Below are 26,823 nucleotides of genomic sequence, written 5' to 3'. Positions count from 1 at the left end.
ATCGGGCAGGGGATCATGAGCGCTCATGTCATCGGCGAGCACGAGCGTGTGCTGACCCATCTGATGCGTGAAGTAGTAGTAGATGCCTTCCTGCTCCATCAGACGGCTGACGAAGGCGAAATCGGACTCCTGGAACTGGGTGCAGAAGCCCCAGGTGCGGTAGGTGCTGCTCAGACGATTGGTGACCGGGAAGCCATAAGCGGAGAAGACTTCCTGGATGATCTCGACGACCGTCTTCTCCTGGAAGATGCGGCAGTTGATGGAGCGCGTGAGATACCACAGCGAAGGCCGCACAGTGGCCGTATAGATATAGCTGCGCGAGGTGAGCGTCTCGCGGCCATTGAACTCGAAGCGGGTGATCTGGCCATCGAGGTAACGCAACGCGCCGACCTGCGGCTGGATCTCCAGCGTGAGCGACTTGCCGAGGGCGCTCTTGAGATCGAGCGAGGCATCGCTGGAGACGAGCTGCACCTCGAAGTCGAAGAGCGTGGAAAGGGCTTCGTTACCGGTTACGGAACGAAAACTGAGAGTACCGGCATCGAACGCACTGCAGTAAGCGGTCACAACCTGGGTCATGTCTTTCGGCTCGCTATCGATTGAGAGTCGTGGATGAAGCTTCAGCAAAGCGTGACTTGAAACTCATTGTTCTCGACGGAGATCCGTACTTCATTCAAGCTACGGTTCTCGGCCAGTGCGGCGATGATTTCGCGGCTGATCAAGGGCAGCAGGGACTGGGTGATGATCGAGTCGATCAAACGGCCGCCGGACTCCACCTCGGCGCAGCGTTCGTGGATCAGCAGGCCCACCTCGGGCGTGTGATGGAACGCGATCTCATGTTGTTCAGCGAGGCGCCGCCCGATCGTGCGCAGCCGCATCGCGATGATTTCCTCGTACACGGCCCCGGAGAGCGGATAGAACGGCACCACGGTCAGGCGGCCGAGAAACGCGGCCGTGAAGTACTCGCGCAAGGCATCGCGGATGCGCCGTTCCACCTGACTGTTCGCGGGCGCGGGCTCTTCCTGGGCAAGCCGCATGATCTCGGCGTCGCCGGCATTGGTAGTCAGGATCAGGATCGTGTTGCGGAAGTCGATGCGCCGGCCCTCGCCGTCCTCCATCCAGCCCTTGTCGAAGATCTGGTAGAAGGCTTCCTGCACATCGGGATGGGCTTTCTCCATCTCATCGAGCAGCACGACGCTGTATGGCCGCCGACGCACCGCCTCAGTGAGGATGCCGCCCTCGCCATAGCCGACATAACCCGGCGGCGCGCCCTTCAGCGTCGATACCGTGTGCGATTCCTGGAACTCGTTCATGTTGATGGAGATCAGGTTCTGCTCGCCGCCATACATCACTTCGGCGAGCGCGAGCGCCGTCTCCGTCTTGCCGACACCCGACGGACCGCACAGCAGGAACACGCCGACCGGCCGCTGCGGATCGTCCAGCGCGGCGCGCGCGTTCTGTACGCGGCGCGCGATCGCATCCATCGCGGCAGGCTGCCCGATCACGCGTCGCGCCAGCGTCTGCGGCAACGCAAGCACCGATTGCGCTTCGTTGCGCAGCATCCTGCCGGCGGGAATCCCGGTCCAGTCAGCCAGCACCGCCGCGACCGTCTCGACATCCACATCCACCTGCACGAGCGGCGAGTCGCCCTGCAGCGCGGCCAGTTCGGTGCGCAAGCGCGCGAGCGTGGCGCGCCGGTCGCCGGCTTCCGGTGTGTCGTGAGGTTCGGCGCGCAAGGCCACGATCGCTTCCACCTGTTCGCGCTGCTGCAACCAGCGCGCTTCGGATGCCGCGAGTTCCTGCTGCCGTTCGGCCAGCGCCTCGCTCAGCGCGGGCCTGATCTCGACCGGCAGGCCGATCAGCCGTTCGCGTTCCAGCGCGGCCTGTTCCGCTTCGAGCGCGCTGATGCGGCGTTGCAGATCCTCGACTGCCGGCGGCGGCGCATGCCGCCCCACGACGACGCGCGCACACGCGGTGTCCATCAGGCTGATCGCCTTGTCAGGGAGTTGCCGCGCGGGCAGATAGCGGTTCGACAGACGCACCGCCGCATCCACCGCCTGATCCAGAATCACGATGCGATGGTGCCGTTCGAGCCGGCCGACCAGCCCGCGCAGCATCGCGACGGCTTCGTCCTCGGAGGGCTCGCGCACCTGAATGGCTTCGAAACGCCGCGTCAGCGCGGGATCGCTTTCGATGTATTTCTTGTATTCGCTCCACGTGGTCGCGCCGATGGTCCGCAACTGGCCGCGTGCGAGCGCCGGCTTGAGCAGGTTGGCGGCATCGCCGGTGCCGTGCGCGCCGCCCGCGCCGATCAGCCGATGCACCTCGTCGATGAACAGCACGACCGGGCGCGTGCTGCGCTCCACCTCGCTGATGATCTGCTGCAGACGCGCCTCGAACTCGCCCTTGACGCTGGCGCCCGCCTGCAACAGTCCCATGTCGAGCGAATAGAGCGTGACGTCGCGCAGGGCGGGCGGCACGTCGCCGGCGGCGATGCGCAACGCCAGTCCTTCGGCGATGGCGGTCTTGCCGACGCCCGCTTCGCCGGTCAGCAGCGGGTTGTTCTGACGGCGGCGCATCAGCACGTCGATGACCTGGCGGATCTCCGACTCGCGGCCGGTGATCGGATCGATGCGGTCGGCGCGCGCCTGCGCCGTCATGTCCACGGCGAAGCGCTGCAACGCCGATTCGCCGGCGGCGTCGTGCGGGGCGGCCTCGGCCGCAGCGCCGTTGTCGCCGGCACTGTCTTCGGCGGAACCGGCGATGACAGCGGGAATCTCGTTCATCACGAGATCGGGGACGAGCTTGCTCCACTGCTGCGAGGTGGCGAGCAACTGATTGCGCAAGGACGGCGTCTTCAGGATGCCGGCCAGCAGGAACGCGCTGCGGATGCGCGCGCGGTCATAGGCGATCGTGCTGTAGACCCACGCGCGCTCGATGGCTTCGTCGATGAAGGCTGAGAAGTCGGCGATGGCGCTGGCGCCGCGCGGCAGGCGGTCCATGGCGACGGACAGATCATGATCGAGCCGCCCCGCCTGAGGTCGAAACGCACGATCAGGCGATGCAGGTCGCTGTCGCTTTCGGCCAGCATCTGATGCAGCCAGTGCACCAGCTCCACATAGGGATTGCCGCGCAGCTTGCACAGCGACGTGGCGCTCTCCAGCGAGCGGAACAGGAATGGATTGAGCTTGCCGTACAGGGCAGGACGATTGATGTCAGTCATGGCAGGTCACAGGCGATTCGTTTCGTGTCTGTTCGGCGCGCCGCTGGCGCGCATGATGGGCGACGATTCCGGGGCCGTACACGAGGTCGCCGGCGTCGGTGGGACTCAGCCGCTCGCCGACCCAGGTGTCCCAGCCCAGGCGCTGCTGCATGCCGACGCTCGCGCCGCGCACGTCGGCCCGCGCCAGCAGGACTCTGACGTTCCATTCCAGCTCGTCGCCGGCATAGAAACGCACCCAGTCCGCCAGCTGCATCGCCGCTTCCGTATCGGGCAGGAACTGGCGGAAGCGCTCCATCGGCAACGGCCCGATCACGATCTCGAAGCCATGCTGCGCATCCCGCACCGCACGGCCCAGCATCGCGCCCGCGCCGGACGCATTGGCGCCGAGCCTGAGCGGCAACGCGCTCTGCCGCGCCGGTTCGATGGCGATCCAGCCGGGCGTATATTCGTTCACGCGCGTCTTCACGCCGAAGTAGTCGGCGAGGATCCGGCACAGGCCTTCCGGGTTGCGCGTCTGCCTGACGAGATGCCCGGCCATGTAATAGCGCGCGTGGTCCGCCACCGCGCCGCGCCCCTTGAGCGAAGGCTGGCCGAGATGGATGAGGCTCGCGATGTAGTCGTCGAAGCGGGCATCCGCCGCGCGGTCCAGACTCGCGCACGGCTGCGCATTCGCCCAGGCCCGGTAGACCAGCGCGATCAGCCGGTGATGAAACAGGTCCGCGAAACCGGCCAGCGACGTATCGCCGTGATTGCGCGCCCGCTCGTAGGCGTATTCGGTCAGATGCAGCGGCATCGGACCGTTGGGCCCGAACAGGCCGAAGCCATACACCGAAACCTGCGCGCGCGTGTGCGAGCCCTCGCGCTGATCGCGGCGCACTTCGGCGAGCGGCGCCGGCGCGAATGCCAGCGATGGACGCTGACCGAAGCGCACCGGCTCGTCGCGTGGATGCGACGCCCGGCCGAGACGCACCGGACTGACCGCGCAGGCGTCGATCCAGCGCATCAGCTCGAACAGGTCGTACTCGTAGGGCGCGCCCGCCGCCTGCTCCAGCAGACGGTCGAGCCGCTCCTCGCGTGGCGGCGGGGCGGGGGGGCTGACGGACGGAGCCTCTTCGGTCCGGCCGTAGACCGCCTGTGTCAGGCTGTCGGCCGGCAGCCGATCCGGGGTTTCCATCGTCCGATCTCTCCTCTCTGCAAGGTTTCAATGACCAGTTCGCTGAAACTGTTCAGCGATACGTGGCGCGCGAAGAACTGGTCCAGCACGGCGCCGAACAGATGCATGTCGTACGGTTCAAAGACGGCTTCCTCGATCAGCACGGTGACGCACACGCCCCGGCCGTACATGATCGGACCTGCATGCGGCAGCGCGCGGCACACCGGTTCGACGCGCACGCTGCGGATGCCCTGAATCTGCTTCGTCAGCGCGGGATCGGCGATGTCCGCATAGAGCCCGAGCAGCTCGCGCAAGGCGGCGGCGCCCTGCGTGCCGTCGAGATCGGTGAGCGTCAGATAGTTGAGGCCGAGATGGCTGATGAGACGCCAGGTAATCTCGTTCTCCGCGATGGAGGCGCGCGGCACGCTCGGTCCCTTGAGCACCTTGATGGTCCCCGCCGGCGCCGACACCGTCAGCGTGAAGTCCGCCTTCGCGCCGAGCGGCATCAGGATGGCGAGATCGCGATTGGTACACAGCGCATCCACCGAAATGTGGCGCAGCTCGCCGTTGTACGGCGCTTCATGCTGATCGACCAGGGACACGAACACTTCGCTGCCCGCGTAGTCGCTGCGATGATGGCCGCGCTGCCGCGCGCTGGACAGGCGCGGTTCACGGCGCGTCGAGAAGTAGCAGCCCGCGTTGTTGCGCTGATGCGCATGCGGGGAATAGAACGGCAGGAACGTCTGCTCGCGGCCTTCGGGACCGCCGTGCCCCGTGACGCGATTGACGCGGTAGACCTCGTAGTCGAGCGGCCGCGAGCGGTCCACGACAATGTGATATTCATGCTGCCGCCGCGACACCGGCATGCGGTCCGTGCGCTTCGGAAACAGGTTGGCGGCGGGCGTGCAATAGAGCGCGAGGCTGCGTGCATCGACTGAGCGGTAAAGTTCTTCCGCGCGTTCGTCGAACAGCACCAGCAGTTCGCACGCCGTGCCGGCCGTGCGCAATGCGTCGTGCAATCCGCCGATGCTGAAGAACAGCAGCCGCGACGGATACGCAAAGTACTCGTGCAGGATGCGATGCCCGCTGAATGCGCGCATGTCGTCCGGCAGCAAGGCCTGGCCGGCGTCGAGTCCTTCGTGACGGATCGCATCGGCGGGCAGGCTTCGGTAGCTCGGGGTCTTGCTCGCCGGATCGCGGACCGCCGCCGCCACCACGCGGTCGCCGACCAGAAGCCTGAGCAGATGCTGCGCCTGCTGCGTCTGGCCGCCGAGGAAGAAGCTCAGCCGTTCGAGCGGCAGGTCGGCGAAGCGCGCCGCGCCGTCGGTCTCCAGGCGGATGCGCAACACGCTGCGCACGGTGCGTTGCGGGTCGAGCAGTGCGGACGGCAAGTCTTCCGGCGCGGGCTCCATGCGCACCGCTGCGATGCGGATGGGCCACAACGTGACCTCGTGCGCGGTCCTGAATTCGCAGGGCGTCTGCTCGCCCGCCGTGACGTTGGCGCGCAGGGCCGTGCCGGGAGGCAAGGTGTAGCCGCTCGCGAGATTGCCGACGTCGAGGTCGGGCGGAATCTGCACGATCGCCATGGCGGGCAACGGCGACAGATAGCCGGGATAAACCAGTTCCAGCAAGCGTTGAGAGAAGCGCGGAAACTCGGCGTCCATCTTCAGGTGGATGCGCGCGGCCAGGAAGCTGAAGCCTTCGAGCAGACGCTCGACATACGGATCGACGACTTCCGTGTCGCGCATGCCGAGGCGGCCCGCGATCTTCGGATACTCGGCGGCGAATTCCGCGCCCAGTTCGCGCAGGTAGCTCAGTTCGCGGCTGTAATAGTCGAGCAGGCGGCCGTCCATCATTCGTTCCCCGGCGCTTGCAGCACCATGTAACCGTTCTCGAGATCGACTTCCGAGCGGAACACGAACTCGAAGGGATAGGGCACGGCCCAGATCTGTCCGCGTATCTCCAGGACCAGCAGGTTGTGATGCAGCAGCGAGTCGCTGTTGTTTTCGACGCACTTCACTTGCAGACTGTCCGGAACGATGCGCGTCTCGAATGCGAGGATCGCCTCGCGGATGGTGCGTTCGATGTCGGTCCATTCGATCTCCGACATCCGCAGTCCCGCCAGCGCGCCCGTGCCGAAGTTGATGACGGATTCGCGCACGCCCGCATACGGGCCGAGATCGACGGTCGCTTCGAGGTTCGTCGTGTTGAGCAGCCAGCGCAAGTCGCGCAGCACCGATTCGCGCAGCAACGCGCGCGTCAGCATGAATGCGCCGTCCGCTTCGCGCGCTTCGTGCGGCGCGTGATCGGTCAGGCGGTCAAGCAAGACGGGCGTCAGCCTGCGTCCGGCCGGTGTGCCAGTCGGTTGCGTATGACGTGATGGCAATTTGCGCATGCTGCTCGCGGTGGTTGATGCGACTGGGTCGGGGCCTTGCGGCCGGCAAAGGGTCCAGGGTCATGACGTTGCATGCCGGGCGCATGCACCCGCCCGGCGGACCACACTCAGACTCGGTGCGTCAGGCTTCCTGGTTTTGCTTGATGTTCCACGACAGCGTGCTTGCGCTGCCGCGATTGCCCTGGTCGGTCTGCTCCCAGTACTGCTGCTGCACGTTCGCGGCCTGGAACGTGTAGGTCACGAGCACGGCATCGCCCGTACTGGCGGCGGCATGGGTGACGGACGTCACCAGCACTTCGCTGAGCGTGATGCGCTGATACTCGACCTGCGAACCGCCGGCCTTGCAGACGGAGATTTCCACCGTCGGCAAGTGCTTGCCGTTCGAGCAGTACTTCAGAATGGCGGGCGATGCCTTGTCGATCGGCGCCGTCACCTGCAGGTCGCTATAGCTAACCTTGCCGAGACCGCCGCCGCTGCCAGAGGCCATGCTGCCGGGCTGGTTCGCGCCCCACGCATAGGACTGCACGTTCGACCAGCCCTGATGATTTGCATCCTTCGATTCGCCAGTTACGCCATCCACCCGCATATACATATCTACAGCCATTTCGATTCTCCGGGATTAAATGAAACAAGGTTATCGCCACGGTGATCGTGACGAACGTTGCTACGAAGCACTGCCTTCCTTCAAAGACGGCAGCTTGGAAACCAGCCGAAGAGAAACCGTGAGCCCTTCGAGCTGATAGTGCGGGCGCAAAAAGAACTTCGCGGTGTAATAGCCTGGGTTGTCGTCGACTTCCTCGACCATGACCTCGGCGGCGGCAAGCGGCTTCTTGGCCTTGGTTTCCTGCGAGGAATTGACGGGGTCGCCATCGACATAGCTCATGATCCAGTCGTTGAGCCAGCTCTCCATGTCGCGGCGTTCCTTGAATGAACCGACCTTGTCGCGGACGATGCATTTCAAGTAATGCGCAAACCGGCAGCAGGCGAACAGATACGGAAGCCGTGCCGCCAGACGCGCGTTTTCAGTGGCGGCGTTGTCGTAGTACTCGCTCGGACTTTGCAGCGATTGCGCGCCGATGAACGCGGCCACGTCGGAGTTCTTGCGATGCACGAGCGGCATGAAGCCGTTCTTCGCCAGCTCGGCTTCGCGACGGTCGCTGATCGCGATCTCGGTGGGGCACTTGGCGTCGACGCCGCCGTCGTCGGTGGGGAAGGTATGCATTGGCAGGTTCTCCACCGCGCCGCCCGATTCCACGCCGCGAATCGACGTACACCATCCGTAGTGCTTGAACGAACGGTTGATGTTTGCAGCCATCGCGTAGGCCGAATTGATCCACATGTAGTTGCGGTGATCGACGCCGTCGGTGTTCTCTTCGAAGTCGAACTCATCCACCGGCAGCGTGTTGATGCCGTAGGGCAGGCGGCCCAGGAAGCGCGGCATGGTCAGGCCGATATAGCGCGCATCGTCCGACTCGCGCAGACCGCGCCAGGCCGCGTACTCGGTGTTCTGGAAGATCTTGGTCAGGTCGCGCGGATTCGAGAGCTCTTGCCACGAATCCATCTGCATGACCGAAGGCGAGCCCGCCGCGATGAACGGGCAATGCGCCGCCGCCGCGATCTTGGACAGCTCGCCCAGCATCTCGACATCGGGCGGGCTGTGGTCGAAATAGAAGTCGCCGACGAGTCCGCCCAGCGGCTCGCCGCCAAACTGTCCATACTCTTCTTCGTAGATCTTCCTGAACACCGGGCTCTGATCCCAGGCCACGCCCTTGTAGCGCTTGAGCGTGCGCGCCAGTTCCTTCTTCGAGATCGGCATGAAGCGGATCTTCAGCATCTCGTCGGTTTCGGTGTTGGTGACGAGGTAGTGCAAGCCGCGCCAGGCCGACTCCATGTTCTGGAAGGCCGGATGATGCAGGATCTCGTTGATCTGGTCGGACAGCTTCCGGTCGATTTCCGCGATGATGGCCTGGATGCCCTGATAGGCATCGGCGGACATCACGGCGGCGTGTTCGAGCGCCTGATGCGCGAGCGTCTTCACCGCGCTTTCGATGGCCTGATGCGCCTGGTCCGTCGCGGGCTTGAGCTCCTTGTTCAGCAGATCCCTGAAGTGATCCACCTCCATCGTCTGCGAGTGGCCGGCGTGCTCGGCGTGTCTGATGGTCGTCATGCGTTTAATCCGTCGGTGAAGTCTGCGCTGTCCATGTCGTGGCGTTCGTGAGGAGGGGACGCGCTCACGCGTCCTGTTCGCCCGGCTGCGCTTCGTCGGACGGCGCCGCGGCTTCGTCGTCCTGCGGCTTCGCGCTCCTGGCGAGCGCCTTCAGCAGTGCCGGATCGGCCAGCGCTTTTGCCAGGAGTTCTTCCGCGCCGTTCTTGCCGTCCATATACGAAAGCAGATTGGCGAGCTGGGTCCGCGCGTCCAGAAGATGACTGAGCGAATCGACATTGCGGGCAATCCGGCCCGGCGTGAAATCGTCCATGCTCTCGAAGGTCAGATCCACTTGCAGGCGGCCCTCGCCGCCCAGCTTGTTCGGGACCTGAAACGCGGCGCGCGGCTGGATGGACTTCATGCGTTCATCCAGGTTGTCGATATCCACTTCGAGGAACTTGCGCTCGCCGATCTCGGGCAACGGCTTGCGGCTGTCGCCCGCCAGGTCCGCCATCACGCCCATGACAAAGGGAATCTCGACTTTCCGCTCGCTGCCGTAGATCTCGACGTCATATTCGATCTGCACGCGCGGCGCACGATTCCTGCCGATGAATTGCTGACCGCCCTGACGCGATCGGGTCTGTTTTGCTTTCGTCACGGATTGCCTCCAGTAAGCTTGCTCGTGTGCGTGGGTTGCCGCGTGGTTGCCGCGTCGTTCAGCCTGGTTGAACCGGTGGTTCGCCTGCTTTCTGGCTGTTTGCCAGTACGTCGAGCTGCGCAATGCCGGCCGGCACCATGTCCCGGACGATCTCGTAGAAGCTCATTCCCATCAGCCGTACGGCGCGACGAATGAGGAGCGGCGCCGGGTGGCCCGGCTCGTGAAGCTCCATGTAGACGCAGGCCTTCTGCAGCAACGCGATCACGTCCGAGCGCGAGCGCAACGCGTGATGGACCCGGTCCGGCGCGTGCTCGGCTGGACGGTGGGACGGGCCGTCGGCGATGGCTTCATGCGGCGCGTCCTGGTCATCGAACGGCAGCGGCGCGTCGGCAACATGGCCGCGAAGCGGCTGCGCCGCATCGCCGATGAGGCGCAAGGGCGCTTCAACACTGCGAAAGTCGGGCACCCAGGCGTCGCCGAGTTCGCGCTGCACGGTCTGCGCGATGCGCTTCAGTGCCGCGAGAATCTCCGGGATGAGCGCGGTGAGGCTGTTCGGCGCATTCGCCGCAAGCGCAAGCTGCTGACGCAGTTCGGCTCCATCCAGATTCAGCGATGCGGCCGCCTGGGAAGCATGGCCGTCGAGAAGGGCGGCGGCATCGCGCAGGCTCAGACTGCCTTGCTTCACGCGCAGGATGGTGGCGTTGCGGATGGCGCGTCCGATGGTTTCGGGATCGCCGAGATTGCGCAGCGCATTGATGCGCATCAGCGGGTCGCTTTCGCCATCGGTCTCGACGTGCGGATGCAGCGCCTGCCAATAGCGTTCCAGCAATCCGGCGATCAGCGCAACGCCGCGCCCGTATCCGGCAAGCCCGTGCAGTTGGACCCACGCGCGTGTCAGCAGGGTGGCGACCCGCAGATCCTTGGTGCGTTTCAACAGGCCGCTCGCTCGCACTGCCACCTGATGCCAGTCCGGATTTTCAGCGGGAATGATCGTCGAGCCGAACTGCTGCTCGGTCTTGCCGACAGCGAGGCGTTCGAGATCGATGAACGCCTGATCGTAGGTCAGCTCGTCGCCGCACGGAGCCTGATCCGTGACGGGCTCGAGCAGCAAGCCGTCATGCGGATCTGCTTCAGTGTCCGGTGCGCTATCTGACGCGTTGTTCATCTTGAGCTCGACGAATAAAAGTCTGCGTCCGTCTCGACTTCCCTTCCAGCCGGTGTGGAATCAATCCACTCGAGCTGGAAGGGGCGTCATGCGATTTGAAGCATGTCGCGATCGACGTCTTGAATATGACGGCCTCGTCAGGCATTACTGAAAAGCACGTGGGATAAAAAGGGCAAACGGACGAACGTCGCCAGACAGCGCGACGGGCAACCGGGCTTCGATTTCGGAATGATTTGCGTCTGAAATGATGCGCGCATCCTGCATGCGCGCGGCACTGCTGCTTGCGCACCTGGCAGGCAGACGGGCCGCTGGCTTGCTAGTTCAGCTCGAATTCCTGCGCGGCGATCATGCCGATCCGCTGCACCTGAACTGCGTCTTCACACTCGATGGAGTGAATGCTAGACGCTGAAAACCAGCAATGGACTTATCACTGTTTTGCATGACGAGTGCGCGCTTTTATTGAATTGAATTCTGTTGCGGCAAATCGATCGTCAGCAGTAATCGTTCACGGGATAACTTACAAATCAACCAGGTGATATTACTGGAATATTCTTTGAAGCAGGGGCTTCGTCTCACACAATCATGAAAATTTCATGACCCTGTTGCCGTCAGGAGATCGGCCGCGTGATGTCGCTGATTCATCACGCGGCTCGTGCGTCGAGCTTATCGGTGACTGCCGAAGACCGCGTCGTGAAGTTGAAACGCGCCGTCGAGTTCCGGAATGGCATGGCTCGCCGCCGTGACCGCATGGTCGAGCGCAGCGTGATCCAGCGCTTCGATCACGATGAGGCCGGAAAACGCGCCTTCCTCACTGCGGCGCATCGACTTCTCCCGCGTGGAGATCGACGTCGAATCGGACTGCACGCGCATGACGCGGACCGCGACGATTCCGTCCAGCTGCGCGAGCACATCCAGGCGCTCGCCGGACAACGCGCCGGGAAGTTCATCTCCGAAGCGTGCGATCGCGATGTGACCGCCATGGCCGCGCGCATGGCCGGCTTCATGGATCAACGCACCGCCGCCGCGGCGGAAGTGCATCAACGTGGGCATGATGCGCTGGGTCCACGGCGTAGGCGCGTTGAGCCTCGTCAGATAACCCTCGCTCGACATGACTTCGGCATGGTCGAGTTCATAGAGCATCAGGTACTCGGACGGCTTGCTGTCGCGCCGCTTGAAGACGCGGCCCGAGCAGAAGCCCGGCACGCTCACGCGCTCGAATACATGTTCGCGCGTCAGCCAGTGCAGATAGTCGGTTTCGGCTTCCGGGGCGATGGTGCTCCAGATCGCCAGCAGGCCTCGATGGGATTCGTTCATCGGCTTCCTCGTTCGATTCGATGGATAAGGTGTGACTCAAAAGCTCGCCTGCTGCGCGCCGGCGTCCCGTTTGCCGAGGACGTCATCGGCGGAATCGAGGCGGTTCAGATCCACGCCGGCCGTTTCCGGACCGATCGCGATCATGCAGAAGGACAACACGTTCAACGCGGCGACCAGCGCGACGAGCGGCCACGGCGAGCCATGGCTCAGGTTCAGCAGCCACGTCGCGACCACCGGGATCGGGCCGCCGGCGAACAGGCTCGCTCCGGTGAAGGCCAATGCCGAGCCCGAATAACGGACGTTGGTCGGGAAGGCTTCCGCGAACGCCACAGGCTGAATGCCGGTCTGCACTTGCGTAAAGCCCATGAACAGGCCCATGGCAATGGCCATCGGCACGAAGCTGCGGGTGCCCAGCACGGGGAAATAGAACAACATGATGACGAGCGTCGCCGCTGAGGCAAGCATCAACGCGCGCCTGCGGCCGATGCGGTCGCTCAGCAGACCGCCGAGAATCGAGCCGGCGACGGCGCATGCGTTGGCAATCATCAGCAGCGTGAAGCCGGTTTGCTTCGGCACGCCGAGCGTGTTGGTCAGATAGCCGAGCGTGAACACGACCGCGAGATAGAACAGCGCGGTCGGCCCGCAGAAGAACAGCATCATGCGGATGATGGTCTTGTAGTGCAGGCGGAACGCATCCTTGAGGGGACTGCTGACCGACGCGACAGCGGACTGCTTCATCTGCAGGAAGGCGGGCGTCTCGGCGACGCGCAGCCGGATATAGATGCCCACGAGCACGAGCAGAAAGCTCATCACGAAGGGAATGCGCCAGCCATAGCGCGTGAAGGCATCGGCGCTCATGGTTGCGGACAACAGCAGCAGCACCGCATTGGCGAGGATCTGGCTGAGCGGCGCGCACATGCCGATCAGGCCGGAATACTTGCCGCGCCGGTCGGCGGGCGCGTGTTCCAGCGCCATCAACTGACCGCCCGTCGATTCACCGCCCAGCGCGAAGCCCTGGATGATGCGCAACAGGACGAGCAGGATCGGCGCGAGCATGCCGATCTGTGCGTAGGTCGGCAAGAGGCCCATCAGCACCGAGGTGATGCCCATCACCGAGACGGTGCCGAGCATCAGGTTGCGGCGGCCGATCTTGTCGCCGAAGTGACCGCAGATGATCGCGCCCAGCGGCCGCGCCGCCAGTCCTACGCTGAAGGTCGCCAGCGAGGCGAGCAGGGCGGAGCTGGGCTCCATCGCGGGAAAGAACAGTTTGGGCAGGACCGTGGCGGCCACCGAACCGTATAGCGTGAAGTCGAACCATTCGAGTGCGGTGCCGAATGTCGCCGCACTGACGGCGCGATTCGCCATCGAATGCTTGCCGCTTGTTGCGTGTGCTGATTCCAATTTGTCTCCTCCCGGATAATGTGCTGTTGTTGATCGTGCAGACGCGCGCATTCCTTCGCATCGGGATGCTAATTAAAATGAGAATGCAGATGCGACAGGCGAAGAACGCGCCTGATGTTATGCCGACATGCTCACTGCGTAATTGGGGCCCTGCATGGCGCGGCGAAGCATCGGCGACACGCCGCTGGCTTCGGACAGTTCAGCCGCCGTGGACATCAATGCGGGCACGAGTGCGCTCATGCGCTCTTCGGTGAGGCGCGACATCGGGCCCGCGATGATCAGGATGGCGCGCACCTCGCCGCCCGAGGTTCGCACGGGCGTCGCCATCGAGCTCATGGCCGGCAGAAACATGTCCTGCGTGGTGGCGTAGCCGTTTGCGCGCGCGGCCTCGATGAGCGGCAGCAGCGCCTTGAAGGTGGTCGGGGCGCGCGGGCCGAAGTCCGACGGCGCGCCGAAGCCTTGTCTGGACACCAGCCGCATGGCTTCTTCGTCGCTCATGCCGGCCATCCACACGATGCCGGCGGCGCTGCATGACAGCGTGACGGGCCTGCCCATCTCGGGATCGTAGCGAATGCCCTGGCGCGCGCCCTGGGCCTTGGCGACGTAGATCAGCTGCTCGCCATCGAGAATGGCGAGACGCACCAGTTCTTCCGACGTCGAGGCGAGCCGTTCAAGGATTGGCTGGGCGACATCCACGACGCCGCCCGCGCTCAGGAAGCGCAATCCGAGCGAAGGCAGTTTCATCGTGAGCATGAACTCGCCGCGCCGTTCGTCCTTGCGCACATAGTCCTGTTCCATCAGGTCCGCCAGCAGCCGATGCGCGGCGCTGACCGGGACATCGAGCGCGGTGGCCAGCTCGGAAAGCGTCCTGCCTTCCGGCGCGTTCGCCAGCTCTTCCAGTACTCGAAGGATTCGATCCGCCACCGCACTCATTGTTTACTCTCGCTCGGTCCGCCAGACGGCCTCTTTGGCCGCGTGCCCACAGTATATTGGAAGGAATTTGCATTTTGCAAAGAGTTTCCAAAACCGAGGCGTCGGGGTTTCTACGAGGGTGCGGGGTGATCGCTTTCATAAAAGGCTAGACGCGCACGCCTTCTACTTCGAACTCCTCGACCGGCCCATAGACTGCATGCGGCTTGCCGGAAACCACGGCCCAGTAACGGTCGCCATAAGACCAGTGCCACCATTCCGACGGATAGTTCACGAAGCCGGCGGCGCTCATGGCATCGCGCAGAATGGCGCGATTGTGGCTTGCTGCACGCGTGATGAAGACGCTATCGGTAAAGCAGGCGCCCGATGACTCGGCATCGTTGGCGTTGAGGACGGCGCCCATATCGACGTGTCCGCCGTCGATGCGCTGCAAGGTCAAGTCGATCGCCGCGCCGGTTGGATGACCGCCCACTTCGGGGGGCGCGACCCATTGGCTGACTTTTTCGTAGAGCGCGTCGTCCTTGAGCCAGGGATAGTCGCGCTTGAGCGCGTGGGTGTAATCGCGGAAATAGCTGCGCTGTACATCGAGGGACCGGTACGCCTCGACCACGAGCAGCCGGAGGTGCGGCGGAAGGCTCCGCGCCGCCGTGACGAGCCGCTTTGCGACGCCGAGCCGGGACCAGCAGAAGTAATCGCCATCGCGGGTAATGAGCTGGCGGCTCATATCCACGGCAATGCGCTCATGAATATCCTGCAAGTTCACGAAAGCTTCACCGCACTCCATGTATTCCATTCGTTTTATGCTTGGGTGCGCCAGTGTCAGCATTGAAGATTCCTTTAGCGTGTGTGAGTTTCTTGTGTGAATCTCCAGTCGATCATGGTTTCTTCGCGCGCCGTTCGTCAATAGCGTGATGGACGTGTGCGCTGCTCCGCGCACATAACGAAAATGAAGGGAAGCGCGACGGCCCGGGTTATCCGGGCTGTTCTCAGGCGTTTTGCCTGTGCTTTATCTGGTGGCGGCAACCACGAATGCATCCGAGCGGTCCGCCAGCGTCAGCGCGCCCAGAAGTTCGCTGTTGTTGAAGAACACGGCGCCTGTCACAGTCGCGCCCGGATACAGGCAAGGTGCGGCGCCGAACGTAATGGTGGCGTCGAGTATGTTCTTGTCGCCATGCGGGCGGGTGGTTCCGGTGAAGGTGCAGCCGCTCGGCCCAGCGCCCTTGATCGAGCCGTCCAGGCCGATCGTGAAGCTGGTCGCTTCACCGCCGCGCGTGGAGCCGGCCGCGCCCGAATAAGCGCCTGCGACTGCCGAGAGCGTGATCGGACGTTCATAGGCGAAGTCGTACACCAGGTTGAACGTGCTGCTGCTCTGCTTCGCCGCGCTCGTGTACAGCGCGCCCTGGATGCTGTTGCGGCCGTTATAGCCGGCAAGCACGGGGGTGTCGGTCATGCGGCTGCCGGTGATGTCGAAGGTGCGCGCGTTGTCGGACTGGAACGTGCCGTGAGAGGCAGTGGCCGTGCCTTGCACGAGACCGAACGTGTTGTTGGCCGTATCGACATAGACGAAGTAGAAGGCGCCGCTGTCGAGCACGGCGCCACCGATCGTATGGCCGTATGCATCGGTGCCGGAATAGAGACCTTGCGCGGCATTCGGTGCGGGTGCGGCAGGCGCGGCATCCGAGCTGCCGCCGCCGCCTCCGCCACATCCCGCCAGGACCAAGGTAAGCGCGGAGAGAGCAACGACACGTTTCATGCTGATTTCGATCGAGTGGCTTTGCCTGTTTGGCAAAGCGTTGACAGGAGGCGGTGACGCGCCGTTCTGGCGGATAACGGCAGCGCGCGGCCAAACTTGAGCGGGGGCGGGTATAGGGTTATCGATGGTTCGGCATTGCACAAAGCAAACCGGATGTCGCTATCGATAACGTTTCATTGAACAATGAGTATAGGGTGTGATGAATTCCGCATTTTGCAAGCCAATCAAAAGCGCTTATTCAGATAATGGTGATAACATTTCAACCAGTTGAGTTTTGAGAATCATGTTGAGCACATTCAGCGAAGATAGTCGTGAGAAATCGCACCGATTGGTCGGTTGGCTCAAATTTCGCCATTTGCAAATTCTGGTAACGCTTAAGGAGTGCCGCAGCCTGAATGCGGCGGCGAAGCTGCTCAACGTCACGCAGCCGGCATTGAGCAAGACGCTCGCGGAAATGGAGCAGACCTTCGGCGTTGCATTATTCGAGCGGGATTCCCGCGGCGTCGTGCCCACGCAGTACGGCCACACCGTGCTGAGAGGCGCCAAGCTCCTGCTGGATGATCTCGAGCGCTTGCGCCGCGAAACCCTGAGCGATCATCCGGATCTGCTGATCAAGATCGGCGCCGCCCCTTTCATTGCTCAAGGTTATCTGCCTGTTGTCTTTCGCGAGCTCACTCGCTCGAATTCTCAATTGCGTGTGCGGCTCAAGGAAGCCCCGGTGCCCGAATTGCTCTATCGGCTGGAGCAGGGTGAACTGGATGCGGTCATCACGACCTTCGCGCTTCCCAGTTCGGCCATGCGCTCTTTTCAGTTCAGGAAACTGTTCACCATGAATCTCGTGGTGATCGCTTCCGCAAACGATCCCTTGACGAATCTCGATGAAGTATCGTGGGACTTGCTGAGGGACAAACGCTGGATCCTGCCGCCATCGGATTCCATCATCGGCAAGGCGGTTGCCGAGATGTTCGTCCTCGATGGCTTGCCGCCGCCGGTTCCCGTCATCGAATCGCAGCACCCGTTTACGAATCTCCAGATGGTGGCGGACGATGTCGGCCTGAGCGTATTGCCCTCGCTGGCCTTGCGGAATCAGCTGACGGAAGAACAGGTGAAGGTCCTCAACATGTCACCGCGCCTGCCATCCTGGCCGGTTGCGCTGATTTATCGCCGGGGCGAGCCCGCACCCTGGCTGCCGCTGCTGCTCGACGCGCTGAACGCAGACGACTGAAGCGGGCGCCCCGCGCGGGGCGCCCTGCATGCATTACACGCCTGTCTTCATTCCCATCCCCATCGCCGGATCCGAGACGAGATCCTTGCCGTTCTCGATCCGTCCCGCGAAGCGCCGCCTGAAGGCAGCCGACGTGCTGCTTGTGACCGTGAAGTCGTACCAGTTGCCGCTGTCCGTCACCGGCCAGCTCAGTTCGCCGATGCTGTTGGCTGCCACTGTCTTGCTCCACGGCCCATCCGTGCGATAGGCGAGTGCGGCGGCGGTGAAGGTCACGGGCTGGTTGCCGCGGTTATGCAGCTTCACGCTGACCGAGGTGGCATCGCACGGCAGGTAGCACACCTGGATCTCCGGATTCGCCGCCGCGCTCACTTCGTTCAGGTTGCCGACGAACTCGCGGTGATAGCCGTTCGGACCCAGCACCCAGAGATCGTAACGGCCGTTGTCGGCGGCGGGCACGGTCCATGTTCCCGTCAACGACTTGCCCGCTTCGACCACATAGCGACGCGGCACGAGATCGAGATGATTGCGGTCGTACACATGGAACACCGCGCCGACACCGCTCGCGCTGCCGTTGGCGAATTCCAGCGCGATGGCAGCCGAACCCGCGCTGATGTGCGCCGTGGTATGCAGTTCATAGGGCAAGGCGCGCGAAGGACGCGATCCCGTGGCTTGCGCGGGCGCCGCCGATGCCGCCGTCGCCGCAGGAACGGCAATCGCCGCGGACGCGGCCTGCGAGGTGGCGAGCGTATCGGCGGAGTCTTTCGTCGTGCGCCCCGACAAGGCCGCCAACGTCCCGCTGTTCGGACTCACGAAGTCGAAGCACGACATGAGGTCCCCGCACACGGCCCGGCGATAGCTGCTGATCTGCGGCTCCGCCACGCCGAAGCGCTTCTCGAGAAACATCAGCGTCGAGGTGTGATCGAAGACCTGCGAGTTGACGAAGCCGCCGCGGCTCCATGGCGAGATCACCCACATCGGCACGCGCGGTCCGGGGCCGTACGGACGGCCGTCGATGGCGGGCTGCTTGCTCGTGGCCGGCGTGAAGTTATGGTATTCGGGCGCCATGTCCGCGTCCGACAACGTGCTGGCGCCGGCCATCGAGCCATCCGCCGCATGCGCCGGCGCGCTCGGCGGCGGCACGTGATCGAAGAAGCCGTCGTTCTCGTCGTAATTGACGAGCAACACTGTCTTGCTCCACACCTCCGGATTCGCGGTGAGGGCGTCGAGCACTTCCTGCACGTACCAGCCGCCTTGCGTCGGGCTGGACGGCCCCGGATGCTCGCTATACACCGAAGGCGGGATGATCCACGCGACAGCCGGCAGGCTGCCTTTCTGGATGTCGTCGCGGAAGGTTTCGAGGAAGCCCTGCGGCATCGTGTTGCCGAAGCCCTTGGCGAGCGGGCTCAGCGCGTCGTCGATGGAGGCATCGTAGAAAGGACCCGCTGCCGTCACGGACTGCGTGATGTCCGTGCTCGCGACATACAGCGGCCGCCGTTCCGCCGGCATCTGCTCGATGGCGGCGCGCCAGTGGCGGAAGCTCATCATCTCGTTGCAGCCGAAGTTGTCGATCAGGCTCTGATAGACCTTCCAGCTCACACCCGCCGACTGCAGACGGTCCGCGTAAGTCGTCCAGGTCCAGCCGTCGGTGGACGCGCCTACGTCGTTGCCGCCGTTGAATTCATTGTTGAGCGCCGCCACCCTGACCGGCACGTTGCCGCCCGGCGTCACGCCGTTGGGTCCGTTCGTGCCGGTCCAGTAGAACAGGCGATTGGCGATGGTGCCGGTATGCATGCCGCAGTGATACGCGTCGCATAGCGTGAAGGCATCGGCGAGCGCGCGATGGAACGGCACTTCGACGGTCTCGTAGTAACCCATCGACAAAGGTTTCTTCGAGGTGGGCCATGCTGCCATGCGGCCGTTGTCCCACGCAGATTGCGCATCGGCCCAGCTATGCGGCGTGCTGCCGGCGCGCTGTGCGTTGCCCTGGCTTTCGTCGAGATGATAGGGCAGCAGCGTGCTGGTGGCGCCGCCATTGGTATAGCTTTGATAGAACACGTTCGATGCCGTGGGCGACGGAATCGCAAAGCGGTCGCCATAGCCGCGCACGCCCTTGAAGGTGCCGAAATAGCTGTCGAACGAGCGGTTCTCGAGCATCAGCAACACGACGTGCTGCACGTCCTTGATGGTGCCGGTGACATTGTTTGCATCGATCGCGAGGGCACGGCGGATCGCGGGCGGGAAGGTCGAGAGCACGGCCGCCGATGCGACGGTGCCGAGCGACGAGCGGAGGAAGTTTCTCTTCGATGGACTGAAAGTCATGCGTTCTTGTGGGCTCGTTATGGGTGTGCTGGCGTGGCTCAGGGAGCGGGGGCGCAGTGGCTGGTCTTGCAGGTGGAAGCGTCGCTGGACGCAGGCGCATCGGAGCCTGAGTCATGCCCTCCGCAGGCTGTCAGCACGAGCGTGGCGCAAACGATTGCACTCGCGAGCAGTGGCCTGCCCGGCTTGAAAAAGCGGGTCATGTAGTAGGTCTTGGCGTCAATGGAGCGGGTTGATCGATGGACGGAACGCGCTTGTGCACAAGCTTCGTTCCGAATGAACCAGGCGCCTGATTCAGACCATCAATCTAGAGGAGTTTTCTTGCAGGAATGTGAAAGGAGCGGAAAGACTTTTCGTAAAGACGAGGTAATCAGTGGTTGTGCTGGCGCGGGGAAGCGCCAGGCGAGGGAAACAGACTTGCAACAGCTAGTGCAGCCAGGCGAAGGCGGCGAGCGCGATCATGACCGTGATCGCCCCGCCGATACGCGTGGCGATCTGCGCGAAGGGCATCAGTTCCATGCGGTTCGCGGCGGTCAGGATGGCCACGTCACCGGTGCCGCCGAGTCCGCTATGCGTTGCGTTGACGATGGCCGCCTCGACCGGATACATGCCCATGCGGCGCGCCACGAGGAAGCCGGTCAACGTCAGCGTGAGCACCGTGGACACGGCCGTCACGATGTTGACCCAATGGAACGCCGCGACGATCTCGCCCCACGGCGTCATCGCGACGCTGATCGCGAACATGAGCGGGTAGGTGACGGCGGTCGAGAAGAAGCCATACATGAAGCGCGCGCCGCCGCGCACGCGGGGCGACACGAGCTGGAAGAACTGCGCCGCGACCACGAGCACGAGCATCACCACGGGCGCGGGCCAGTCGAAGTATTGATGGCTCAGCACGCCCACCAGATACAGCGCAATAGCCGTCGCGCCCGCGGCCGCGACCGAACTGACATCGAACTCGAACGAAGGCGCGCGGGCCTCGGCGACTTCATCGTCGGCTTGCGCGAGTGTCAGGCGGCCATTGCCGGTGAGCTGCGGACGACGCGTGCCAAGATAGCTCAACAGACCCGCGCAGCAGATGGCCGCGATGTTGCCGAGCATCACTGCCGAGAGCACCTGCGCGAACAGCGGCCCTTGCTCGACGCCGAGAATCTGCGCATAGCCTGCCGAGAGCGGCAGCGCGCCTTCGCCCACGCCGCCCGCCATGATCGGCACCACGACGAGAAAGAGTGCGTGCTTCAGGTCCAGTCCGAGCACCGTGCCCACGGTCGTGCCGACGAGCGCCGCCGCCACCGACCCGGCGGCCACCGGCACGAAGATCCGCACGAAGCCCTTGACGAGCGTCTGCCGGTCCATGCTCAGCACGCTGCCGACGATGATCGCCGCAATGAACAGATAGAGGAAGTTGGACTGCTTGGTGAAGGTCGTGACGGCCTTCGCGATGGGCGCCGGCATCAGGTGATAGTAGACCAGCATCGACGGGATGAAGGCCGCGAAAATCGAGGTCGCGCCGATGTGGCGGATCCACGGAATGCGCTTGGCCAGCTCCGCGCAGGTGAAGCCGCCCACCGTGACGAGCGCGATGCCGGTCGGCAGGTCGGCGGCGAGCTTGCCGTGCGCGGTCATCGCGGCGAGCACGAGGATCAGCAGCACATAGACCGGCAGCGGCAACGCGCCGATGCGCACGTCGAACACGCGCCACCAGCGCTCTTTCAGGCCCGGGTTCTCGCGCGTGGCGACCGAGGGTGAGGCGGACTTCATCGAGGGTTCTCCGTTCATCGTGGGTCAGATGAAAATGAGCAAGGCCGCACCATACACGATCAAACCCACGGCAAAGGTCATCACGGTGAAGCCGAGCACGCGCTGCACGCCAACGCCTGCCATCGCGACCACCGGCGCGGCCCAGAACGGCTGCAACATGTTCGAGACCTGCTCGCCCATCGCGACGGCCATCGTCGTCGCCGGTACGGATGCATGCAGCGCCACGGCCGCGGGCACCACGAACGGACCCTGCACGGCCCAGTGACCGCCGCCGCTCGGAATGAAGAAGGTGACGATCAGCGAGCAGATGTAGCTCCAGAACGGCAGCGTGTGCGCGTTCGAGATCGTGATGAAGAAGTGTGAGATCACGTCGGGCAGGCCCGTGGCGTCCATCATGCCCATGATGCCGCCGTACAGCGGGTATTGAAGCATCATCGAGCCGGTCTGTTTCGCGGCGTTCTTGATGGCATCGGCATAGGCGAGCGGATAGCCATGGAAGATCACGCCGCCGATGAACATCACGAAGATCACCGCATTCACGCCCGAGAACGGAATGTGCTGAACCTGCGCCAGCACGATCAGCGCAATCCCCATCGCACCGATGAACGCACTGCCGACCCACGAATGCTCGATGGTTTGCGCAACGCTCAGCTTGCCTTCGGGGCGCTTGCGCACCGGGGCGTCGGGATGCTTGTCGGTGTCGAGCACGACGGCGTCCTCGTCGCGCGGCTTGAGCCACGTGAGCACGAAGGGCATGACGACGAGCATCACGAGCGTCGGCACGAGGTTGAAGCGCGTGAACACCGTCTCGCCGAACGGCAGGACCGCGCCCGTCAGCTTCTGCACAACGTTCATCGCGCTGCCCGGCGTCGATTGCGCCAGCGCGATGGAACTCGAAATGCCGCTGGCCCACACGACCCAGCCGGAGAAGCCGGCCGCGACGATCCACGCGAAGTCCACGCGCAGGCGCTTGGCCACTTCACGCGCGAGCAGCGCCGCGACGACCAGCCCCATGCCCCAGTTGAAGAACGAGGTCACGGCCACCAGCACGAAGGTCAGCGTGGCGGCCTGCGCGGGCGTGCGCGCGACCGACACGAGCGCCTTGAAGAGACGCTGCACCGGCGGAGCGTGCGCAAACGCATGGCCCGTGACGAGCACGAGCGTGATCTGGAACGCGAACGTGAAGATGCCGAAGAAGCCCTTGTACCAGCCGCCGATCATGCCCGGCACGGACGCATGCGGCGCGAAGATCAGCGAAAGCGCCGCGACGATCGCGGTGATCAGGATCGCGAGCACGAACGGATCGGGAATGGTGCGCTCGAAAAGCCGGATGGTGGCTTCGGTGAAGCGGGTCTTGCGCACGGGCGTCGGCGCGGCGGTGGATTTCATGCGGTGTCTCCTGTAAGTCTTGTTCTTTTTAGATTGCGAAGCCGTACAACACGGCGGGATTGGTTTCGAGAATGCGTTCCCGCGTGCTCTCGTCCTCGGCCCATTCACCGAGCAGATCGAGCAGCATGGCGTCGTCGGGCTTGTGCGTTTCGGTCACGTGCGGCCAGTCGCTGCCCCATACGAGACGTTCGGGCAAGGCATCGACCCAGGCGCGCGCCATCGGCGTGATGTCGGCGTAGCGTTGCTCCAGGCCCGCCGCCGAATCCAGATAAGGACCCGACAGCTTGATCCAGGCGCGGCCCGCGTCGGCGAGATCGCGCACGATGTCGAAGGCCGCGTGGCGCACGCCGTCAGTGAGCGGCAGACGCGCGCGATGATCGAACACCATCGTCGCGGGCAGGCTGCGCAACAGCGCTTCGTGCTCGACGATCTGTTCCGCGGTCCAATGCAACTGCACGTGCCAGCCGAGTTCGGCGACGCGTCGCGCAAGCGGCTCGACCATCTCGAAGCCAACCGCCGCATTCGCCGCCGTATAGAGCGTGAAGCGGATGCCGCGAATGCCGCCCTGGTCGAGCGCGGCGAGTTCGTCGTCGGTCACGTCCGGATGCAGCACGGCAATGCCGCGCGCATGCTCGATGCCGAGCTGGCGGATGGCATCCACGGTGACGGCGTTGTCGGTGCCGTACACGCGCGGCGTCACGATCACGACCCGCTCCGTGCCAATGCGCGCCTGCACCTTGCGGTATGCGGCGACATCGGCGTCGGCGACGAAACCTTGCGCGTCCGGCTGCTTCAGGAACGCGCGGTCATAGATGTGGATGTGGGAATCGCATTTCATCGCGGCGGGTCTCCGTTTACAGCACGGCGCGCTTCGCACGCAATGCTTCGATGTCCGTTTCGCTCAGGCCGGCTTCGCGCAGCAGCGCATCGCTGTGCTGGCCAAAGGCGGGCGCGGCGAACGGCTCGGGCAGGGGCGTCGCGCCGAAGCGCACCGGATGCCTGAAGCCGCGATAGCCGCCCAGACCCGGATGCTCGAAATGCGTGACCATTTCTTCGGCAAGGACTTGAGGATCGTCGAACATGTCTTCCACGCTGCGCGCAGCGGCGCACGGCACCGCGTCGCCGAAGCGCGCTTCCCATTCGAGCGCGCTACGTTGCGCGAGCGCCGCATGCAATTGCGGCACGATCTCATCGCGATGGATCGCACGCTTGCGCACGCTGTCGTAACGTTCGTCGGCGGCGAGCGCGTCGAGGCCGGTCAGCTCGCACAGCGACTTCCAGAAATGCGGCGTGTTCGCGGAGAGATAGAGATAGCCTTCGCGCGTCGGATGAATGCCCGTGATGCCGCCCGAACGCATGTCGCGGCCTACGTCCTTCGGCTCGCCGTCGGCCCAGATGAGACGCGCGGACTGCATCGTCAATGCGCTGCGCAGCAGCGACACGCCCACGTACTGTCCTTCACCGCTCTTCTCGCGTGCGAACAACGCCGACGCCACGCTCGACGCCACCAGCGCCGCCGCATAGTAATCCACCACCGAGCCGTACAGCACTTCGGGCGGCCCGTCGGCCGGGCCTTGCAGCGTGCACATGCCGGTCATCGTCTGAAGGACCTGGTCGTAGCCCGCCTTGTCCCTGTTCGGACCGGTTTCGCCATAGCCCGTGACCGCGCAATAAACGAGTCGCGGATTCACTTCGCGCAGCTGCTCGTAGGCAATGCCGAGCCGCGCCGGCACGCTCGGGCGGAAGTTATGCACGAGCACGTCGGCCTGCTTCACGAGCGCGAGCAACACGTCGAGCGCTTCCGGCTGCTTCAGGTCGAGCGCGAGGCCGCGCTTGCCCCGGTTCACGCCGAGAAACGCGCGGCTTTCCGCTTCGAGCGTCGACGGATACTTGCGCAGGTTGTCGCCCGTGGGCGGCTCGATCTTGATGACTTCCGCGCCCTGGTCGGCCAGCAGCGTGCAGCCATAGGGACCGGCGATATAGGCGCTCAGATCGAGCACGCGCACGCCGGAGAGCGGTCCGCCGCGTCCAGTGTTCTGTTCCATAAACCTTCTCCTTTCAAATTCCGGCAAGGGCGCGTTGCTCATCGGAGAGCAGGCCGAGCCGCGCGGCGTCGTTGACCAGCACGCGCGCGCGTTCGACGAACGGCGGATCGATCATCCGGCCATCGACGACATACGCGCCGACACCGTTCGCATCCGCTTCGCGCGCGGCAACGACGACCCGCACCGCGTGCGCGATGTCTTCGTCGGAAGGGCGGAAGACATCGTTCGCAATCGCGATCTGGCTCGGGTGAATGCAGCTCTTGCCGATAAAGCCGAACGCGCGTGCCAGTTGCGCCTCCGCGCGAAAACCGTCCGCGTCCTTGATGTTGGCGAAGGCGCTGTCATAGGCGAAGACATTCGCTTCGCCCGCCGCGATGCGCAGCGCGAACATCGCCTGTTCGATGGCCGCGTTCTCGCGCCGCGCAATGCCGAGCGGCTCGAACAGGTCGCCGAGCCCCAATTGCAGGCCCGCGACGCGCGGATGCGCGGCGGCCAGTTCGGCGGCGTGACGCAATGCGCGCGGCGACTCGACGTTGAGCAGCAAGCCGATCGGCGTACTCACGCCGTTGGCGCGTTCGGCCGCTTCCAGCGCGGCGGCGGCGGCCAATACGTCGTCGGCCTGTTCGGGCTTCGGCAGGTTGACGAGGGAAACGCCGTTGCGCGCGACGGCGTCGATGTCGGCGGCGAAATGCGGCGTGGACAGCGCGTTGACGCGAACAATCAACGTCTTGTCGCTCGCCAGGGCATCTCTGCTTTCGAGCAGCACGCGCAAGTCCGCGCGCGCCTGCGGCTTGCGCTCGCGCGTCACGCTGTCTTCGAGGTCGAACGAGAGGGCGTCGGCGGCGCTGGCCAGCGCCTTGGCAAAGAGTTCCGGGCGCGATGCCGGCACGAAGAGCTTGCTTCTCATGTGTCTCCCAACTGTTCTGAACTGTATTTGCTTTGCCAAACAGTCTACGCAGGCTCAGGTTTTAGATAAACTATCCGTGTCTATCTTCAAACAAAAGCAAATCTACGCAATGGAGTCCGCCTTTCTTTCAAATCTGCTGCTCGTCGTCGACACTGGCTCGATGGCGGAAGCGGCGCGGCGCGTCGGCGTGACGCCGGCGGCCATTGCGCAGCAAATGGCATCGCTCGAACGCGAACTCGGCATCACGCTGTTCGTGCGCTCGGGCCGCACGGTGATTCCGACCGAGGCAGGGCATCGCGTGATCGAGCGGGCGCGCGGCCTGGTGGCCGATATCGCGGACCTCAAGGCGCACGCGCTGGAAGGCGAGCCGACCGGTGAGCTGCGGATCGGCACCATCACGACGGCGCTGCTGAGTCTGCTGCCCGACGTGCTGGCCAACTTCGCCCGGGCCTTTCCGCGCGCCAAGGTGCTGATTCGCGCGGGCACCTCGATGGAGTTGTACGACACGCTGCAACGCGGCGATCTCGATGTCGCCATTTGTCTGCATCCTTCGTTTGCGCTGCCGAAGGCGTATGACTGGCATTTGCTGCGGGAGGAACCGCTTGTCGTGCTGGCGCCCGGACGGCTGGCTCGCGAGGACCCGCATGAATTGTTGCGGCGCGAACCGTTCGTCCGCTATGACCGAACGCTCGGCGGCGGCAAGCAGGCCGACAACTATCTGCGCGCTGCACGCATCGTGCCGCGCGAACTGTTCGAATTGAATTCGCTGATGGCCATCGCGATGATGGTCGATCGCGGACTGGGCGTCTCGCTCGTGCCGGATATCGTCTCGCCGATGACTGCCGCGCTGTCCATCGCGCGGCTTACCTTGCCGATGCAAGTGGAGCCGCGCCGCTTCGGCATGGTGTGGCAACGTTCCTCGCCGCGCGCGCGGCTGATTCAGGGCTTGCTGCGCTGCGCGGACGAGGCGGTCGCGGCGAGTGTCGCGCAGGGTTGAGCGCAGGGTTGCGAAGAATCAGCGCAGCGATGAGCCATGAAGATTCGC

Annotated in this window: 21 protein-coding genes and 1 pseudogene; 2 read left to right on the top strand and 20 right to left on the bottom strand. The window is 64.2% G+C overall.

Annotated elements, in window-relative coordinates; all coding sequences use genetic code 11:
- The 14 genes and pseudogenes from QCE63_RS36800 to QCE63_RS36735 all read right to left on the bottom strand — a co-directional run.
- Window positions 1-576, bottom strand: a 576-nt coding sequence (locus QCE63_RS36800; protein ID WP_309840387.1) for a type VI secretion system tip protein TssI/VgrG, incomplete at its 3' end; no start/stop codon positions are given.
- Window positions 577-617: 41 nt separating this feature from the next.
- Window positions 618-3,220, bottom strand: a pseudogene (gene tssH, locus QCE63_RS36795) (type VI secretion system ATPase TssH).
- Window positions 3,213-4,394 (bottom strand): type VI secretion system baseplate subunit TssG, encoded by a 1,182-nt coding sequence (gene tssG / locus QCE63_RS36790; RefSeq protein WP_309840385.1) that lies wholly within the window; start codon window positions 4,392-4,394, stop codon window positions 3,213-3,215. Before tssG ends, tssH begins: the two are co-directional and overlap by 8 nt.
- Entirely contained in the window at window positions 4,358-6,226 is a 1,869-nt protein-coding gene (tssF, locus tag QCE63_RS36785) for a type VI secretion system baseplate subunit TssF (protein ID WP_309840414.1), read from the bottom strand. Before tssF ends, tssG begins: the two co-directional genes overlap by 37 nt.
- Window positions 6,226-6,699, bottom strand: coding sequence for a type VI secretion system baseplate subunit TssE (gene tssE / locus QCE63_RS36780; RefSeq protein WP_309840383.1), 474 nt, complete (start codon window positions 6,697-6,699; stop codon window positions 6,226-6,228). The genes tssF and tssE overlap by 1 nt, the downstream gene beginning before the upstream one ends.
- Window positions 6,700-6,889: 190 nt before the next feature.
- A complete protein-coding gene (locus QCE63_RS36775; protein ID WP_309840381.1) occupies window positions 6,890-7,372 on the bottom strand; it encodes a type VI secretion system tube protein Hcp in 483 nt (160 codons plus the stop codon).
- Between the two features lie 60 nt (window positions 7,373-7,432).
- A complete protein-coding gene (tssC, locus tag QCE63_RS36770) occupies window positions 7,433-8,890 on the bottom strand; it encodes a type VI secretion system contractile sheath large subunit (RefSeq protein WP_309840412.1) in 1,458 nt (485 codons plus the stop codon).
- A 109-nt stretch (window positions 8,891-8,999) separates the two neighbouring features.
- Complete coding sequence (gene tssB, locus QCE63_RS36765) at window positions 9,000-9,572, bottom strand: type VI secretion system contractile sheath small subunit (protein ID WP_309840380.1); 573 nt, start codon at window positions 9,570-9,572, stop codon at window positions 9,000-9,002.
- 58 nt (window positions 9,573-9,630) lie between these two features.
- Window positions 9,631-10,737: a type VI secretion system protein TssA gene (tssA, locus tag QCE63_RS36760; RefSeq protein WP_309840379.1), complete on the bottom strand. Its 1,107-nt coding sequence runs from the start codon at window positions 10,735-10,737 to the stop codon at window positions 9,631-9,633.
- Between the two features lie 663 nt (window positions 10,738-11,400).
- Window positions 11,401-12,051, bottom strand: coding sequence for a DUF4286 family protein (locus tag QCE63_RS36755; protein ID WP_309840377.1), 651 nt, complete (start codon window positions 12,049-12,051; stop codon window positions 11,401-11,403).
- A gap of 36 nt (window positions 12,052-12,087) precedes the next feature.
- Window positions 12,088-13,416: an MFS transporter gene (locus QCE63_RS36750; RefSeq protein WP_309840411.1), complete on the bottom strand. Its 1,329-nt coding sequence runs from the start codon at window positions 13,414-13,416 to the stop codon at window positions 12,088-12,090.
- A gap of 153 nt (window positions 13,417-13,569) precedes the next feature.
- Window positions 13,570-14,385, bottom strand: coding sequence for an IclR family transcriptional regulator (locus tag QCE63_RS36745; protein WP_309840376.1), 816 nt, complete (start codon window positions 14,383-14,385; stop codon window positions 13,570-13,572).
- A gap of 145 nt (window positions 14,386-14,530) precedes the next feature.
- Entirely contained in the window at window positions 14,531-15,208 is a 678-nt protein-coding gene (locus QCE63_RS36740; protein ID WP_309840375.1) for a M15 family metallopeptidase, read from the bottom strand.
- Window positions 15,209-15,388: 180 nt separating this feature from the next.
- Window positions 15,389-16,135 carry a hypothetical protein gene (locus QCE63_RS36735; protein ID WP_309840372.1) on the bottom strand — a complete coding sequence of 249 codons (747 nt, stop codon included), beginning with the start codon at window positions 16,133-16,135 and terminating at the stop codon, window positions 15,389-15,391.
- Window positions 16,136-16,418: 283 nt separating this feature from the next.
- Between QCE63_RS36735 and QCE63_RS36730 the strand changes: the two genes are divergently transcribed.
- Window positions 16,419-17,360 (top strand): LysR family transcriptional regulator, encoded by a 942-nt coding sequence (locus QCE63_RS36730; RefSeq protein ID WP_309840370.1) that lies wholly within the window; start codon window positions 16,419-16,421, stop codon window positions 17,358-17,360.
- A 33-nt stretch (window positions 17,361-17,393) separates the two neighbouring features.
- Here QCE63_RS36730 and QCE63_RS36725 read toward each other — a convergent pair whose 3' ends face one another.
- The 6 genes from QCE63_RS36725 to QCE63_RS36700 form a co-directional block, all read right to left on the bottom strand.
- Window positions 17,394-19,679, bottom strand: coding sequence for a phosphocholine-specific phospholipase C (locus QCE63_RS36725; RefSeq protein ID WP_309840367.1), 2,286 nt, complete (start codon window positions 19,677-19,679; stop codon window positions 17,394-17,396).
- 423 nt (window positions 19,680-20,102) lie between these two features.
- Window positions 20,103-21,437 (bottom strand): 2-hydroxycarboxylate transporter family protein, encoded by a 1,335-nt coding sequence (locus tag QCE63_RS36720; RefSeq protein ID WP_309840365.1) that lies wholly within the window; start codon window positions 21,435-21,437, stop codon window positions 20,103-20,105.
- Between the two features lie 24 nt (window positions 21,438-21,461).
- On the bottom strand, window positions 21,462-22,826 hold the full coding sequence (locus QCE63_RS36715; protein ID WP_309840362.1) for a TIGR00366 family protein: 1,365 nt from the start codon (window positions 22,824-22,826) through the stop codon (window positions 21,462-21,464).
- Window positions 22,827-22,854: 28 nt separating this feature from the next.
- Entirely contained in the window at window positions 22,855-23,664 is an 810-nt protein-coding gene (locus tag QCE63_RS36710) for an amidohydrolase family protein (protein WP_309840360.1), read from the bottom strand.
- 16 nt (window positions 23,665-23,680) lie between these two features.
- Window positions 23,681-24,871 carry a CoA transferase gene (locus tag QCE63_RS36705; protein ID WP_309840356.1) on the bottom strand — a complete coding sequence of 397 codons (1,191 nt, stop codon included), beginning with the start codon at window positions 24,869-24,871 and terminating at the stop codon, window positions 23,681-23,683.
- A 13-nt stretch (window positions 24,872-24,884) separates the two neighbouring features.
- Complete coding sequence (locus QCE63_RS36700) at window positions 24,885-25,778, bottom strand: CoA ester lyase (protein ID WP_309840353.1); 894 nt, start codon at window positions 25,776-25,778, stop codon at window positions 24,885-24,887.
- A gap of 109 nt (window positions 25,779-25,887) precedes the next feature.
- On the opposite strand from QCE63_RS36700, the gene QCE63_RS36695 reads away from it, so the two are divergent.
- Window positions 25,888-26,775 carry a LysR family transcriptional regulator gene (locus tag QCE63_RS36695; RefSeq protein WP_309840350.1) on the top strand — a complete coding sequence of 296 codons (888 nt, stop codon included), beginning with the start codon at window positions 25,888-25,890 and terminating at the stop codon, window positions 26,773-26,775.
- The last annotated feature ends 48 nt before the right edge of the window (window positions 26,776-26,823 follow it).

Source organism: Caballeronia sp. LZ065 (assembly GCF_031450975.1).
Lineage (GTDB): Bacteria > Pseudomonadota > Gammaproteobacteria > Burkholderiales > Burkholderiaceae > Caballeronia.
Note: the sequence above shows the minus strand (reverse complement) of the source record. Positions and strands in the feature narration are given on the sequence as shown.